The sequence below is a fragment of the Photobacterium salinisoli genome, from assembly GCF_003614885.1.
In the GTDB taxonomy this organism is placed as follows: Bacteria; Pseudomonadota; Gammaproteobacteria; order Enterobacterales; family Vibrionaceae; genus Photobacterium; species Photobacterium salinisoli.
Window position 1 is genome coordinate 1,181,675 of record NZ_QZMS01000011.1, and the last position, 14,652, is coordinate 1,196,326.

The following is a 14,652-nucleotide window of genomic DNA, read 5'->3' on the forward strand; positions in this document are numbered from 1 at the left end:
ACATATCGCCCCGCAGAGCGGGGCGTTGAGCTTACAGCCGGATTTGTTCTTCCAGTTTGTTCTTTAGCATCTGAAGCTTAGGATCGGAGGTAGTAATGCCAATGAGGATTTCTCGCGCATTTTCCTTCATATTGTTTGCCAGCAGGCTTTCTGCATAGTGAAGGGCGATTTCAGGGTTAGTCTGTGCCTGTTTGTAGGCTTTTTCCAGCATTGGCAGCGCATTGGCTGCCTGTCCTGATTTCAGCAGACAATAACCGTAGGTATCCTGAATCTGCGGGTGCTCTTTCGCTAATCCTAAGGCTTTCGAAGCACTGTCGCAGGCTTGCGGATACTTTTCCTGAGACAAATACAGCCAGGCTAGATTATTCAAAGCCACGACATTATCAGGTTGTTGTTCAAGAATACGCCGGTATTGTGCAATAGCCTGTTCAGGCTGTTGTTCAAATTGCAGTTGGGCCAGTGTCAGACGCAAGGGAGCGGCTTTATCACCGTACTCTTTGATGACAGCCTGCAGGAAGGCAATGGCTTCGTCATCTTGCTGGTTCAATGCATAAGCACTGGCCACATCGTTGGCGCTGGCGATCCCAGGTGAGGCATCATAGCGCTTGCGTTGCCATTCGAGAGCACGGGTAAAGTCTTTGCGCTGCAGGTAATTCAGGGCTTGTAATCGCATGAAATAAGCTTGCGATTTTACATTGTCCGGCAAGGCATCCAGCGTGGCCTGGCTGGCGGTGGCATTGTCCAGTTTCAGTTGCAACCCAGCTTTCATCAGCGAAAATACCGCCGTATTCTTAAATAACTGCTCGGCCTTTTCGGCCAGTAGCAGGCTGTCTCTCATTTTGTTGTTTAACTCTTTAATCTGGATATTACGCATATACGCTTGCTGGCTGAGTACATCTAGCTCAAGCCATTGGGTGTAAGCCGGCTCGGCCTGACGGTAATCTCGCTGACTGAAATAGATATCGCCCAGCAGTCGCCAGCTTTGGGCGGTTTGCTGCTGTGGCGTCAACTGAGTAATGAGACTGAGTGCCTGATCGGTTTTTTCTTGCAGCATATAGCCGCGGGCCAAATCTAATTTCAGTCCGGTATCATCCGGGTGTGCTTCGACCTCGGAAGCGATCAGAGACACTGCCTCATCCAGCTGCCCACTGAGCTGGCCATATTTATATAATGTCCGGGTGGTCAGATTTCTTCCCGGGTAATGGGAATAGGCGGTGCGGGCATACCCGAACGCGGTGGCCAAATCATTTCTGCTGGCGGCAATCTGGCCAAGCCCCAAAGTGGCTTGCAGGTTCTTAGGATCTTTTTCCAGCACCTTTTGATAGATTGATTGCGCCTGATCGGGCTTTTTCTCAATTTGCAGCACCAGGGCATTCAGCATCTGGGCGGTCTGATCGTCCGGATTGCGTTCAAGCCAGGTGGTGACTATCTGTTTCACCTGATTCATCTGGCCTTGTTTCAAGTAATAATAGGCAAGGCCTAAATTCGCTTCCGTCAGGGTCGGGTCGGAATTGAGAATGTGCTGGAGAGTGTCGATCCCCATTGTATTATTACTGGCTAATTGAAGCAGTCCTAAACGAAGCTGTTTGCTGGTGGTTGGGTTATGATTGGCTTTCTCTGCCAGAGACATAGCGGCATCATTACGGCCGATTCTGGCAAGCTCCAGACTCATATCGGAAATAAAGTCGCTGCTCGCTTTGTCTGTGGCATCGAACTGATTCATGGTTTGCATGGCGCCTTCAATGTCGCCCAGCTTAAGCTGGCTGGACGCATACAGGCGTTGTATCAGATGGTTTTGCGAGACAAAAGGTGCGACTTTTTCAAATCGTTCATTGGCCTGTTCAAAATTTCCCTGATTATAGGCAACGACACCGGAAATTAAGTAAGTAGGCAGGTTTCTGGAACCGTTTCGGATGGCTAAATCGGCGTGGACTTTTGCTTCAGCCTGTTTCTCTTCGGCGTAAAGAATGGTGGCCTTCAGTTCATTGCTCAGTACGTGACCGCTTAATACCGTCAGCAGATTATCAACATACTTTTCTGCTTCCTGGTACTGTTCCGTTTTCACAAGGGCCTGGGCCAGAAACAGGGTGTTTTGTAAGGCTTTCGGGGCGGTGTCTACGGCTTTTCGATAGCTCTCTGCTGCCGCTTTGTGATGAGCCATACTGGTTTCTATATGCCCTTTAAGCAGCCAGGCATCGCTGCTGTCAGGATACACACGAACTATATTACTGACCTGGATCAGCGCAGTGTCGTTGAGCGCTTTGGTGGCATCTAAGCTGGCTCGGGCAAGGCGCGTATAAAGTGTGATCTGTCCGGTTTCTTCGACCCGCTGAAAGGCTTCTTCAGCACCCTCTGAATCGTTATCGAGCAATAAAGCCAGTGATTTGATGGCGTAAATGTCTGCCAGTGCTTCAGCTTGCTGGCTCAGCGGATGTCTGGCCAGATCAATGATATCGGCTGTTTTTTTCTGACCCAGATAAGCCTGGGCAAGCAGTGGTTCAATAGCGTCTTTCTCTTCGGTACTTCTGAGGGCTTTATACAACTCTTTTTCGGCACTGGCATAATCGCCCTGGCTCAGGTAAATCTTACCCAGCATAAGTCTCGCCTGATTGGCATCAGGGTGTTGCTGTATGGCATTTTTCAGCTCAATAACAGCGGCATTGATTTGATTGCTGCTGAGATAGTTATCGGCTTTGGCCATGTACTCATCGACAGACTGTTCACCGCAGGCCGTGAGTGTGACAGCGACAACACCAGCGAGTGCTAGCACATGAAAGGTGGAGCGAGACAAAAAAGCCATAATCATCCCTGTCAGAATTTTCAGATGGACTTTTTTAGGATAGTCACATTTTTGACACTGCGACTAATCGCTTTTACATAAAACGTTTGTTGTACTCATCGCGGCAATAAAATCTGCCATTAAAGCACCTGAAAAGTGTGTGACCAGTTGCTCTGCTATGCTTGATGCGAACGGATAAGTCACGACGCAGGGAAAAAAATGGAAAGCAAAAACAGTTCGATACAGTGCGAGTGGATGGTTAACCCCGATCAAAAGTGGTTAGAAAGACACTGGCGTGCGCTTGAGGAACAGGCTGAACCAAACCTGTTTTTGTCCTGGCTGTGGATAGGCACCTGGCTGGATTGTTTTGTGGACAATTGTTGTGTTGTTCTTGCCCGGCAGGATGACAACATTGTCGGCCTGGGCATTATCGTGATTAAAGAGAGAAAGATAGCCGGGCTGTCTTATGGGCGACAGTTCTGCCTTCACCGGACAGGTATTTCTTCGCAGGATCAAATCTGGATTGAATATAACGACTTTCTGATGGACAAGGCGCTCGCCAATACCGTTCGTCCGTTGATGACAGCCTGCGTGATGTCGCAGATGAATGGGACAGATATCTTTGAGGTTGGCGCCAGCCTGGACGTGAACTTTGTCAGTTACGGGCCACAGTCTGTGGCGGCGGATTGTGGCAGCGAAAAGGCGGACAATAAGGCCCTTTTATCCGGGCTGGCACTTGCAGAAAAAGAGGTGGTCTGGGAGTCGGCCGGTTTTGCGCTGGATTTTGGCCCGCTGAAGGATAAGCAGCAGACGCTCGATAGCTTTTTGTCGCGAAATGCCAGATATCAGATAAAGCGCAGCCTGAATAAGTACGGTGCCCTGGGCGAAGTGAAAATCACCACCGCTTCTTCTGTCACTCAGGGACTGGAGTTCTTCAATCATGCGGCTGAGTACCACCTGAGCCGTTGGGGCAGTAAATCAGAACAAAGTGGTTTTGCTAATCCCGGTTTTCTGCATTTTCACCATGAACTGATTCGCCGGGGACTGCCTAAGGGGCAGATTGCTATTCACCACCTGCAGGCCGGAGATGAAGATCTGGGGGTGATTTATAATTTTCACTATGCCAACTGGGTGCTGTTCTATTTAAGTGCGCTGAATTATGGCGCCGGGGATAATCATCTGAAACCCGGTTTGGTGGCGCATTATCTGCTAATCCAGGATGCCTGGAATAAAGGGGCGCTGGGTTACGATTTTATGGGTGGTATTGCCCGCTATAAAAAAACGTTCGCCAACCGTGAGTGCCGGTTGGCGATCAGTCAGTTCCGTTATCCGCATTTTACCTACTCAGTGAAGAAGGCTATTCGTGCTTTGAAGCGTCGTGCCCTGAAGCGTAGGGTGTTGTCCGAAAGCAGTTCTGACTGTCCTTAAAGGCGCCGGCAAAGGTGTCCTGTGCACTGATTGGGTTACCACAAAAGTCGGAGACACTGTTTCCTTTCGCCATGCCGGGGTACTCAGTGGCACTGCGGGTTAATTTCGCTTTGATCAGATCGTCTTTGGGCGAGAAATTACCTATTGCTGGCGAGGTAAACCAATCGTCCAGTTTTTGTTTGTCGGTCAGATAGTCAGGGGAAAGAATGAGGTTATGGGAGGCTGACGCTTTACCCTGGTCGCGTTCCCGTATTTTGCCGCTCACAATGTTGTTAATCAGCTCGGCGCTGGATTGCGGAAACCGGACGTCGATGCCGGAGGTGTGATAGAGAATATTGTTGTTGACCAGGGAATTAGCTGATCTATTGATGTAAAGCCCCACGTCATTACAGTGCAAAACGATATTGTTACGTACGGTATGGTTAGCCCCTTCGAGTGCAATTTGTCCCCGCCGGTTTTCCTGCTCCATACCGCCGCCACCTAATGACAGGCCAATCTGATAACCATCATATTTACGGCTGGTGCTGTTACAGATCACCAGGTTGTTTTCTATGATGCCTTGCTCGTTGCCCCCTTTCATGAAAGCGCCATAGCTGACCTGGTTGCCACCGGATTTGATGAAATCACGAATGATGTTGCGATCGATACGCCAGTCATTGCCATGGTCAAGGTTGATGGGCGTGACAGATCTCGACGTGTCTCTTGGCTGTGTATTGTAAAAGTGATTGCGACGAATGGTGCCGTTATCCGGAAATTTGTCCTCCATCCGGTTGACCTTGATGGCAGCGTTGAAATCGATGAAGACATTGTTCTGGACCAGGCTGTGATCGGCATCGCCAACAATGTGCAGCGCATGATCGCAATCGGAAGGGGTTGGACAAACACCTTTAAAGGTTAGCCCTGATACCGTCCAGTGGGGCTGGTTAATCACAATGCCTTCCAGTCCGTCCAGCTGCAGCAGAACGGTGCCCGGCTCTTCTGCCCGCAATACCACGGGTCGTGATGCAGAGGGAGTCACCTGGCTGATATTCAGGCGTTTGCTGCTGAAAAAGTAGGTTCCTTTTTTCACTACTATGTCCTGGCCGGGTAACACATCCTCCAGTGCTTTTTCAAAACTTTGTTCATCGGATACCCAGAGGGTGCCGAGCGAAGCGGGTTTGATCGCTTCTGGCTGGGGGCCAGCTGAGGACCAGTCAGGCCCGACGGATGGCCAGTATCTTGTATCAAATTCGCGCCAGAAATAGGAAGGGCTGGCGAGGTTGCTGGCGACACTGGCAACGGCCTGATTGACAGGTGTCAGGCTTGGAAATTGTTGTTCTATGTGGCTGACGGACTGGCGTAAAGCGGCGGGCAGGGTCTGGTTTTGTTCGCTCCAGTGTTTAACCAGATACACACCGGCAACAAGTATAACTAAATGAACGAGAACACCGATTGTTGCAAGATAGGTTTTTATTCCTTTCGAAATCATCAGTCAGCTCCCGGTTAAAATCTGCTTTAAAAGTGTGATTAACGTCAAACAATATCCAAGATCGAGTATAGGAAAGAATGCTGAAAACGGGTGAAGCAAGTACCACAAATCCGCCATAGTCAGTCGGTAGCACCAGACTGATTGCGGGGGCTTTTGGGGCCTGAGGATTGAGTTCAGCGAAGCAGATAACCTGTAAATATAAGCAGATAGCCAGATTGTCTGAGGTGAACCTCAGATAGCCGTTTGTAAACGATTCAGGTGGCAGATAAGACAATTTTATGATCTGGCATGGTGGCTCTGTGCTTCATGTGCCATTTTTAACAGAGGTATCCCAAGTTACTCAGGTTGCAAGCGACTCAGGCGGATTGCAACGAACCTCAGGAGCTAGTCTGGGGAAACACCGTTAGCAGAACCTGCAACTGTCAGCGTACTGCCGGTTTTCGGGCAAAGCGCTCGGCGAGTTCACAAGGGTGTCGTTGCTGGCTGGCATTGCTACGAATCAGGAGAAAATATGGACGTTAAACTGCTGGTAGTGATCCATGCTGAGGAAGAGTTTGACTGGGATCAGGGATTTAATGCTAGCAATACTGCCGTTACACACCACCATGCCCTGATCCCTTTTATGGGGGAACTGATCGAGACTGGCGCTAAGATCACCCTGGCTATGGACTATCCGTTCATTGAAAGTGCCGGAGGCAGGGCAGTGATAGCCCATTGTCAAAAAAACGAGGCTGAATGTGTTGAATTTGCTGCGCATTTACATCCCTGGGTGAATCCGCCCAGAAGCGCGGAGGAGCAGTCTGCGACGGATTTTGAATCTTACCCCTGTAATCTGGCACCGGAACTTGAGTATGAAAAAATAAGCAGGCTGACAGAAAGAATTCACGCCGTATCAGGAGCCTCTCCGGTGACGTATCTTGCGGGGCGCTACGGCTATGGCCCTTTTACCAGTGATCATTTACGTGCATTGGGCTATCAGGTTGATCTCAGTATCAGTGCTTACTGTGACTTCAGTCATCAGCAAGGGCCTGATTTTAGTGAATATACCAATGCCCTTTTTGTTGAAAATGCGATTCGGCATATTCCGCATACCAGCTCCTGGCTATCGGTTTCAAAGCGGGTTGAAAAGAAAGCGAATCGGTGTCCGGCATGGTGCCGGACAGTGAAAAGCAAGCATGTCAGTCGTTTTTTGGCGAAGGTACTTCGTCTGAGCCGGCACCGTCTGTCGCCGGAAGGCAATGATCTCTCTCAGCTTCAGGCCATCACGCAAGCTCAGATGGCAATAGGGCAGGACGTATTTGTACTGTCATTTCATTCCCCCAGTCTGGTTGCTGGCATGACGCCTTATGTGCCCACAATCAAAGACTGCGAGCGATTGAAAAACACTACGCGGTGCTATATTGAGTGGTTCCAGCGGGAGCTGAACGGCGAAATTGTTCTGGCGAAAGACATGGCAGTCACTCAGGGATAAGGGCAGCGACCTATGGCAGATCAGTATTCCCAGGCGATATTTTCCGGTGCCAAGTGGTCGATGATCACGATTTGGTACAACCGCTGTATCGGGCTGGTCAGCACGTTAGTGCTTGTGCGTTTACTGTCGCCGGAAGATTATGGCATCGCCGGTTTCACTATGTTTTTTGTGTATTTTTTCATTGCGCTATCGACTGTGGGCACAAAGCGATATGTGCTGATGGAAGATATGACAGATGAAAATAAACTGCACAGTATCTGGTCTTTAAATTTATTGTTTCGTTTAGTGTCCGCATTTTTCTTATTTCTGTCGGCTGATTGGGTTGCTGTTTACACCAGTGAACCAGAGATGGTGGTGGTCATTCGTGTCGTCAGTATTATTCCCGTTATTCTGGCTTTTCATAATGTGGGCATGGATCTGTTCGAAAAAAACTTCAACTTTAAAATGGAAACCATGATGCTGATGGTGGCTAAAACGCTCGGCAGCGTGTGTACCATAGGCGTTGCGCTAGTGATAGGAAATTACTGGGCTTTAATTGCCGGTGTTATATTGATGGCCGTCATTGAAGTGATAACCAGCTATATTCTTTGCCCTTTTCGGCCCAGGTGGTGTACACAATACTGGAAAGATCAGTGGATTATCTCTAAGTGGTTATACCTTGTATCTGTGTCTGGGTATTTGCGTTCCAGAGTAGATATGTTGCTCTTGGGTAATATTCTTAATAGCCGGAACGTTGGTTTTTATAATATGGGACAGGAGTTTTCCTGGCTGCCGTTTACTGACTTTCTGGCGCCTATGAATCACGGGGCATTTTCCGTGTTTTCAAAACTGAAAGATCAGGACAGCTTACTGAAAGAAAGACTGTATTCACAAATGGCATTGTTAATGTTTCTTGCCATGCCGGTATCTTTTGGCGTATGCGCCATTGCGGAAGATTTTGTTTATGTCGTTCTCGGTGAAAAATGGATTGATGTTATTCCTGTTATGCAGAATCTGTCATTTTTAATGATTGTCATGACAATGTACATGTTAATACAAACGGTATTCATCTTAAAATCCAGGATGCCATTGTTATTTAAGTGTGATTGTCTGGCGATCTTGTTAGTGATCGGCAGTTTTTATGGGACCGGCTACGATGACCCTGACAGACTGTCTTTTGTTCGCTTACTGGTTGGCGGTTTATTTCTGGTATGCGTGACAATAGTGTTCTTGTATGTGATCAGGTTGCAGGCCAGGCGTATATTACCCGCTATTCTTGTACCCTTTTTCGTTTCAGTGTTGATGTATTTCTGCGTGATGGCTGTGGTATCAGAAATAGACAGTCACTTATGGGGTTTACTTCTGGGCATAGTAACAGGTGCCATGGTATATACGGTTTGTATGGTGGTATTACTGCCGGTTTCAATCCGAGTGATTCCTGAATATCGGAGTATACAAGCCAAAATAGGCAAAATAATCAGAACCCCTATGTTTGATTAACGCCATTAACAGTAGAAAATTTTATAGCTATTTCACAAAAGCGATTGAAGACTACTGGATTGATTGCATAACTGTACTGCAAAATGTGATAAGAGTCGTTTGCTGGTGACAAATTATTCATAGTCAAAATTTTGTTGGTTCGTTAATCAGGACCTATAGTGAAAGAAGGGGTTAAAAAGGTCACAGTGTCTTTTAAATATGCCAGCTGGAAGCCCAGATAATCTGAGCCTTTCACACGCTCAGATAAGGAGTTGAACAGTGGAATCAATCCTTTTCGCGATGGGGCTGTTTGTCTTGGTATATCTTTGTTTACGCTCAATAAGGCAGGACAAAGAATGCCTGGGAAAACAGCAAAATAATACAAAGCATCGACGTTAGGGAGCTGGAGAATGAGAGATGTCGTCTTAATCAGCGTTTTCCTGATCCTGGCTTGTTTTGCGCTGAGACGTTCTTATATCGCAGTATCCCTCTGGCTGTGGTCGGGTTTATTTGTACCTGCCTATTGGGTTTACGGGTTTGCCAAACCTATCAGTTACAACACTGTGTTTGCCCTGCTGACGCTGATTACTTATCTTTTTTCCAGGAAGAAACCAACTGTTTTATTTGACGGGGCCATCTTCATTGCTCTCGTGTTCTGGCTTCATACTGGTTTAACTACCTACAACACCATTATTTTTCCTGAACTGGTTTGGCCGGAATGGGAGAAATTTTCCAAGATATTTCTGTTGTTCATCATGATTACATTAATCATCCGGCAAAAGCATGAGTTCGAAATGCTGTTGTGGGGGATATTGATGTCAGTTGGCTTTTTTGGTGCTGTGGAAGGACTGAAGTTTCTGGCCAGTTTAGGTGGACATAGAATCCAGGGGCCAACCGGTCATTTGATCTCAGACAATAACCATCTTGCCGCCGCTCTGTGTATGGTGATCCCTTTATGTATCTATCAGTTGAAGTCCGTTCAGGAAAGGTGGATTCGTTTTGGCTTGATTTCCATGTTAGTACTGTGTGTTTTATCCGTGCTGGGCACTTATTCCAGAGGAGGCGTGCTTGCCCTGGCAGTGATCGGCTGTTACTTCTGGTTCAGAAGCAATAAGAAAGTCCTGACATTATTTGGTGTGGCGATTATCGTTTCAGTATCCGTCTTACTGTTACCGGAAAATTGGTACGACAGGATGGAAACCATAGAAACGGCTACCGAGGATTCTTCTTTCACTAACCGGCTGACATCGTGGAAAATCCACACATTGATGGCGCTGGAACGGCCGGTATTGGGGGCTGGATTCAAAGCCACCTATTTCCAGCCGGTGTGGGACAGACTCGCGCTGGATATTTATAAAATAGATATCATTGAAACCCCGCCTCCCGGTGAAGAAAGCTGGGCTGCGCACAGTATTTATTTTCAGGTTTTGGGCGACCACGGCTTTGTCGGGTTCTCCCTGTTCATGCTGGTTATCCTGCTGCTGTTTTTGAAAATGCGCTGGGTCATAGTGACACTGAGGCGACCGCCATGGAATGACACTCACCACTGGCAGATTGATCTGGCGCGCATGATGCAGGTGTCGTTACTGGGCTATTGCACGGCAGGGGCCGCGCTCTCGCTGGCGTACCTTGAGCTTTTCTGGGTATTAGCCGCGGCTATGGCGGCGTTAAGTATGCAAGTGAAAGTCATGGTCAGCCAGCACGCGCGAAGAAAACCCATGTCAGAATTACAGGGTATGTCTTCTACTTAATGTGCTGAAGATATGTTCAAAAAGTCGTGTTACCCATGATGTATTCCCTCTACGACTCAGGATCTGGCAATTAACGACTCAAAAATACTGACGATTTTTCGTGCATTGTCCGACCAGGTCAGTTGCTGCCTGGTAATGCTGGCCGCGGCATGTTCACTTAACTCCTGACGGAGTGCTTCATCGGACAACAAACGTTTTACTTGATTCAGCATGTCGGGCAAGTGTCCTGCTTTGAACAGCAGGGCATTTTCGCCGTCAGTCAGCAGTTCTTTAATGTTGTCGCTATCTGGCGCGACGATGGCTTTGCCGCACGCCAGGTATTCGATCAGCTTGAGCGGTGAGCACCAGGGGGTGACCGCTGGTTGCAGGGCAATGTCTATCTGGGTTAACCATTCCGCGATATGCTGGCGATCAATCAATCCTGTGATGTGAATCTGATGCTCGGCTTTGAGATCGCGTGCCTGCTTTTTGAGTGTATCCAGAACCGGGCCGTCACCGATGATAAGGAATTTGACTTCCGGATCGTCAGGGTTTCGCTGCCGGTTGAAATCAGCAATCAGTGATAAAACGTGATCTAATTGATGCCACTCACGGCAGAACCCGACAAAACCTACCACCAGGCTACCTGCGAGTTCAGGTTTTTTTTCCTTGCCGGTAACAGGATGAAATACGCGGCTGTCGATTCCGTTAGGAATCACACTGATGGCGGACTCAGGTACGCCAGCCCGCCGGACATAGCTGGCCAGTACATGACTGACAGGCAGAGTATGGTCGGCATTTCGCCATGTGAACAGTTCAGACCAGCGGGCCAGCCAGGTGAACGACAATCCGCCATAGGCATTGCGCTCATCAAATAATGGGGAGTTGATTTCTAATAGCAGTGGCACATTGAACAATTGTTTCGCCAGTATCCCGGAGGGAAGAAACAGGTTGTAGCGCTCATAAATGGCATCCGGTTTTTCCCGGTACAGAGTGATGCATAACTTGCCGAAATCATAAACGCTATAGCCAAACTCCAGGAGCTCACATAAGAAACGGGGCAGCATGTGGCGCACTTTACTGACCCAGCCGCCGTCAGCGCCAAAGTCGGCCTGATCAGACACAGCCGGCGCCACCACCACTACTTCATGGCCTTGTTCGCGAAGGGCGCTGATGATCGCCTCAATATGGACATACTGGCCGTCTTTGGAGGCGACCCTGTGGTGATATAGAATCTTCATGATGCGTCCTTGATCAAACGGTTAAACAACTGATATTGACCTTCAGAGGTGGCAGACCAGTCAAATTGCTCGGCGTAATGACGCGTTTCAGCGCGGGCAAAAGGCTTATTCAGCAACTGGCGGATACCATCGGCGATGGCCGTGACATTACGCTCAACCAATGTCCCTGCCTGCGGTTTACGGACGACTTCAGGTGTGCCCCAGATATTGGTCGCCACAACAGGCGTGCCGCAAGCCATGGCTTCAAGCAGTACATTCGCCCAGCCTTCTCTGTCAGAAGCCAGTGCCAGTATGTCAGCCGCGCCATAATAGGCGGATAATTCTTCCTGACTGAGTTTGCCCAGAAAGCGTACCCTGTGGGCAATGCCGTGCTGGTTGGCCAGGGCGGACAGTGCTTTTGCTTTGGGGCCAGTGCCGGCAATTAACAGCAGGGCATCCGGAATGTGACGCAGGGCTTCGATGACTAAGTGGTGCCCCTTACGCTCTATAAGCAGACCGACGGATAAGATGACAGGGACATTAACCGGCAGGTTCAGTGCCTGTCTGAGCGCGGGTTGCTGGCTTTCATCGCTGAAACTGAACAGCTCTAAATCCACTCCGTTTCTTAGCGTGCTGACTTTATCCGGTGCTGCCCCTAATTCGATCATGCTTTGTCGCAGTGCTTCACACACCGCAAGGTTATGGTTGCTGACCGATAGCACCTGCTGAATACGCTTACGGGCTTTTGGGTAAGAGGGGATCAGATTGATGTCTGTCCCTCTTGCAGTCATGGTAAAAGGTTTGTTTAAGGTGCTGGCGACCGAAGCTATGGCCACCCCGTCGGGGTAAAAATAGTGGCCATCAATCAGATCAAATTCGAATCCTTGCCGCATTAAGCGTTCTATTTGTTTGTGCAGGGTATAGGCCAGCGTCGATGGCGTCAAAGACATCCCCAGTTTAGGAATAACCAGGTACCTCGGATGATAAATGCGTATGCCATAGCGACTCTCGGTGAAGGGGACAGACGCATATTCGCTGTATTGCCCAAACACAGGATGGCTGAATGGGAACCAGGGAACAGGTGCTATCACAGTTATCTCAGTCTGCGGATAATGTTTTTTTAACTGGCGCAGCCGGGTTTCAACGAAAATGCCGTGCCTGGGATTATTCGCGTTAGGGTAGAGCGTTGAAATGGTCAGAATTTTCACTATGCCTGCCTCTCCATAAATTGGGCGAACATCAGTAAACTCCAGAGCACGACACCATGATCGCGCTGGCCGCTTTCGTGCTCAGCCACAATGGTCCGCAGCTGATGCGGATTAAAATAGCCACAGTCCAGCATGGCGGAAGACAAGATCTGCGCATGAAGCATCGGCCGGAGCTGGGTACGAAACCAGTGTGCCAGTGGCATGCTGAATCCCATTTTGGGGCGATATAAAATCTCTCTGGGCAGATAAGGTTCCAGGGCTTTTTTAAAGCAGAATTTTCCTTCTTGTTTACGAATCAGGTCCTGACTCGGAATTTGAAATGCCCATTCCAGCAGTTGGTGATCAAGCAGGGGGGCACGCACTTCAAGGGAATTAGCCATACTGGCGCGATCCACCTTGGTCAGAATATCGCCGGGCAGCCAGGTTTTCAGATCAAGGTATTGGATCACTTTCAGCGGATCGTCGGTAGGCGCATTGAGGGCATGGCGGCGAAGAATCTCACTCCCTGTATAGCCATTGAGCTGATGACGATACGCCGGACTGAGCAGCCGCTGCCTGTCAGCGAACCTGAATTTTGAGATCGTATTGGCATACGCATCGACACTGTTCATAGCCAGCGACTGGAAGGTTGTTTTGGCTCTGAAGCGCTGAGGCGCCCAGTCGGCTTTGGGGTATATCTGGCCCAACATGCCAAAAACCGGCTCACGAATTGAAGACGGTATCATCCCCCTGACTTTCTGCTCGGCCAGATGAAACCGGTAGCGACGGTAGCCGGCAAAGATTTCGTCTCCTCCGTCACCGGACAGAGCCACTTTGACCTGTTGTCGGGCCAGTTGGCATACCAGATAGGTCGGCAGTGCTGAGTCGTCTGCAAAAGGTTCATCGTACAGCCGCCCCAGTACTTCCACTAAGCTGACATCATCTGCGTTGATCTGGCGATCATGATGCCGGGTTTGATACTGCTCAGCAATGCTGCGGGCATACTGGCTTTCATCGAACTGAGCCTGATCAAACCCTATGGCGCAGGTGTTCACCGGATTGGATTGCAGGCCCGACATCAGGGCCACAATTGCACTGGAATCGACGCCTCCTGACAGGAAGGCCCCGAGGGGCACATCCGACACCATGCGGATTCTGACAGCCTCGAGCAGTTTATCGACCAGTGCCTCCTGCGTATCGTGCCAGCTGAGTGTGGTCGCAGGCGCACTGAGATCCCAGTAGGCGCTGGCCGTAATAGCGGCACCCGGTGTGAGCTGAAGATAATGCCCGGCAGGGAGCTTGAATATGTGTTTATAAGCGGTGAACGGGTCAGGAACATACCCGAACATCAGGTATTCTTCGGCCATTTCGTCGCGCAGGGTGCGGGACACATCAGGGTGTGCAATCAATACTTTCAGCTCAGAGGCAAAAACCATTTGCCCTTTGGATGTCAGGCTGTAAAAAAGCGGCTTTTTACCTAGCCGATCCCGGGCAAGGAAGAGGGTCGAGGTGTTTTTATCCCAGATGGCGAAGGCAAACATGCCTCGAAAATGGCTGACGCAGTCTTTACCCCATTGCTCCCAGGCATGAACAATCACCTCGGTATCACTGACGGTACGGAATTGATGACCCAGACTTTTCAGCTGTTTGACCAGAGCTTTGAAATTGTAAATTTCGCCATTAAAGACAACTGCGACTGTGCTGTCTTCATTAAACAGCGGCTGATGTCCGCCGGACAGGTCAATAATAGACAGGCGGCGATGGGCCAGCCCGACAAGGTCATCGACGAAATAACCTTCATCATCCGGGCCTCGATGATGCTGTATCCTGTTAATGTGCTGCAACAGCCGAGTGTCAATAATGCCTGAATGTTGCACGTTGAAAATACCCGCAATACCGCACATAACCTTC

At 49.2% G+C, this 14,652-nt stretch carries 9 protein-coding genes; 4 read left to right on the forward strand and 5 right to left on the reverse strand.

Features of this window, described 5'->3' with window-relative positions; genetic code table 11:
* Positions 1–31 precede the first annotated feature (31 nt).
* Positions 32–2,800, reverse strand: coding sequence for an XrtA/PEP-CTERM system TPR-repeat protein PrsT (gene prsT / locus D6M16_RS16650; RefSeq protein ID WP_162941081.1), 2,769 nt, complete (start codon positions 2,798–2,800; stop codon positions 32–34).
* A 198-nt stretch (positions 2,801–2,998) separates the two neighbouring features.
* Between prsT and D6M16_RS16655 the strand changes: the two genes are divergently transcribed.
* A complete protein-coding gene (locus D6M16_RS16655; protein ID WP_120512933.1) occupies positions 2,999–4,207 on the forward strand; it encodes a GNAT family N-acetyltransferase in 1,209 nt (402 codons plus the stop codon).
* Here D6M16_RS16655 and D6M16_RS16660 read toward each other — a convergent pair.
* Positions 4,137–5,675, reverse strand: coding sequence for a chondroitinase-B domain-containing protein (locus D6M16_RS16660; RefSeq protein ID WP_120512934.1), 1,539 nt, complete (start codon positions 5,673–5,675; stop codon positions 4,137–4,139). The genes D6M16_RS16655 and D6M16_RS16660 overlap by 71 nt on opposite strands.
* Positions 5,676–6,186: 511 nt before the next feature.
* On the opposite strand from D6M16_RS16660, the gene D6M16_RS16665 reads away from it, so the two are divergent.
* The 3 genes from D6M16_RS16665 (at position 6,187) to D6M16_RS16675 (ending at position 10,355) form a co-directional block, all read left to right on the forward strand.
* Positions 6,187–7,146, forward strand: a complete 960-nt coding sequence (locus D6M16_RS16665) for a polysaccharide deacetylase family protein (protein ID WP_120512935.1) — start codon at positions 6,187–6,189, stop codon at positions 7,144–7,146.
* Between the two features lie 12 nt (positions 7,147–7,158).
* Positions 7,159–8,625, forward strand: coding sequence for an oligosaccharide flippase family protein (locus D6M16_RS16670; protein WP_120512936.1), 1,467 nt, complete (start codon positions 7,159–7,161; stop codon positions 8,623–8,625).
* Positions 8,626–9,014: 389 nt separating this feature from the next.
* Positions 9,015–10,355 carry a putative O-glycosylation ligase, exosortase A system-associated gene (locus tag D6M16_RS16675; RefSeq protein ID WP_120512937.1) on the forward strand — a complete coding sequence of 447 codons (1,341 nt, stop codon included), beginning with the start codon at positions 9,015–9,017 and terminating at the stop codon, positions 10,353–10,355.
* Between the two features lie 56 nt (positions 10,356–10,411).
* Here the strand turns inward: D6M16_RS16675 and D6M16_RS16680 are convergent, their stop codons facing one another.
* From D6M16_RS16680 to D6M16_RS16690, 3 genes are read right to left on the reverse strand one after another with little or no spacing between them, the layout of a single operon-like run.
* Entirely contained in the window at positions 10,412–11,575 is a 1,164-nt protein-coding gene (locus D6M16_RS16680) for a glycosyltransferase family 4 protein (protein ID WP_120512938.1), read from the reverse strand.
* Entirely contained in the window at positions 11,572–12,762 is a 1,191-nt protein-coding gene (locus D6M16_RS16685) for a glycosyltransferase family 4 protein (RefSeq protein ID WP_120512939.1), read from the reverse strand. The genes D6M16_RS16680 and D6M16_RS16685 overlap by 4 nt, the downstream gene beginning before the upstream one ends.
* On the reverse strand, positions 12,762–14,645 hold the full coding sequence (locus D6M16_RS16690; protein WP_120512940.1) for an XrtA/PEP-CTERM system amidotransferase: 1,884 nt from the start codon (positions 14,643–14,645) through the stop codon (positions 12,762–12,764). The genes D6M16_RS16685 and D6M16_RS16690 overlap by 1 nt, the downstream gene beginning before the upstream one ends.
* Positions 14,646–14,652 lie beyond the last annotated feature (7 nt).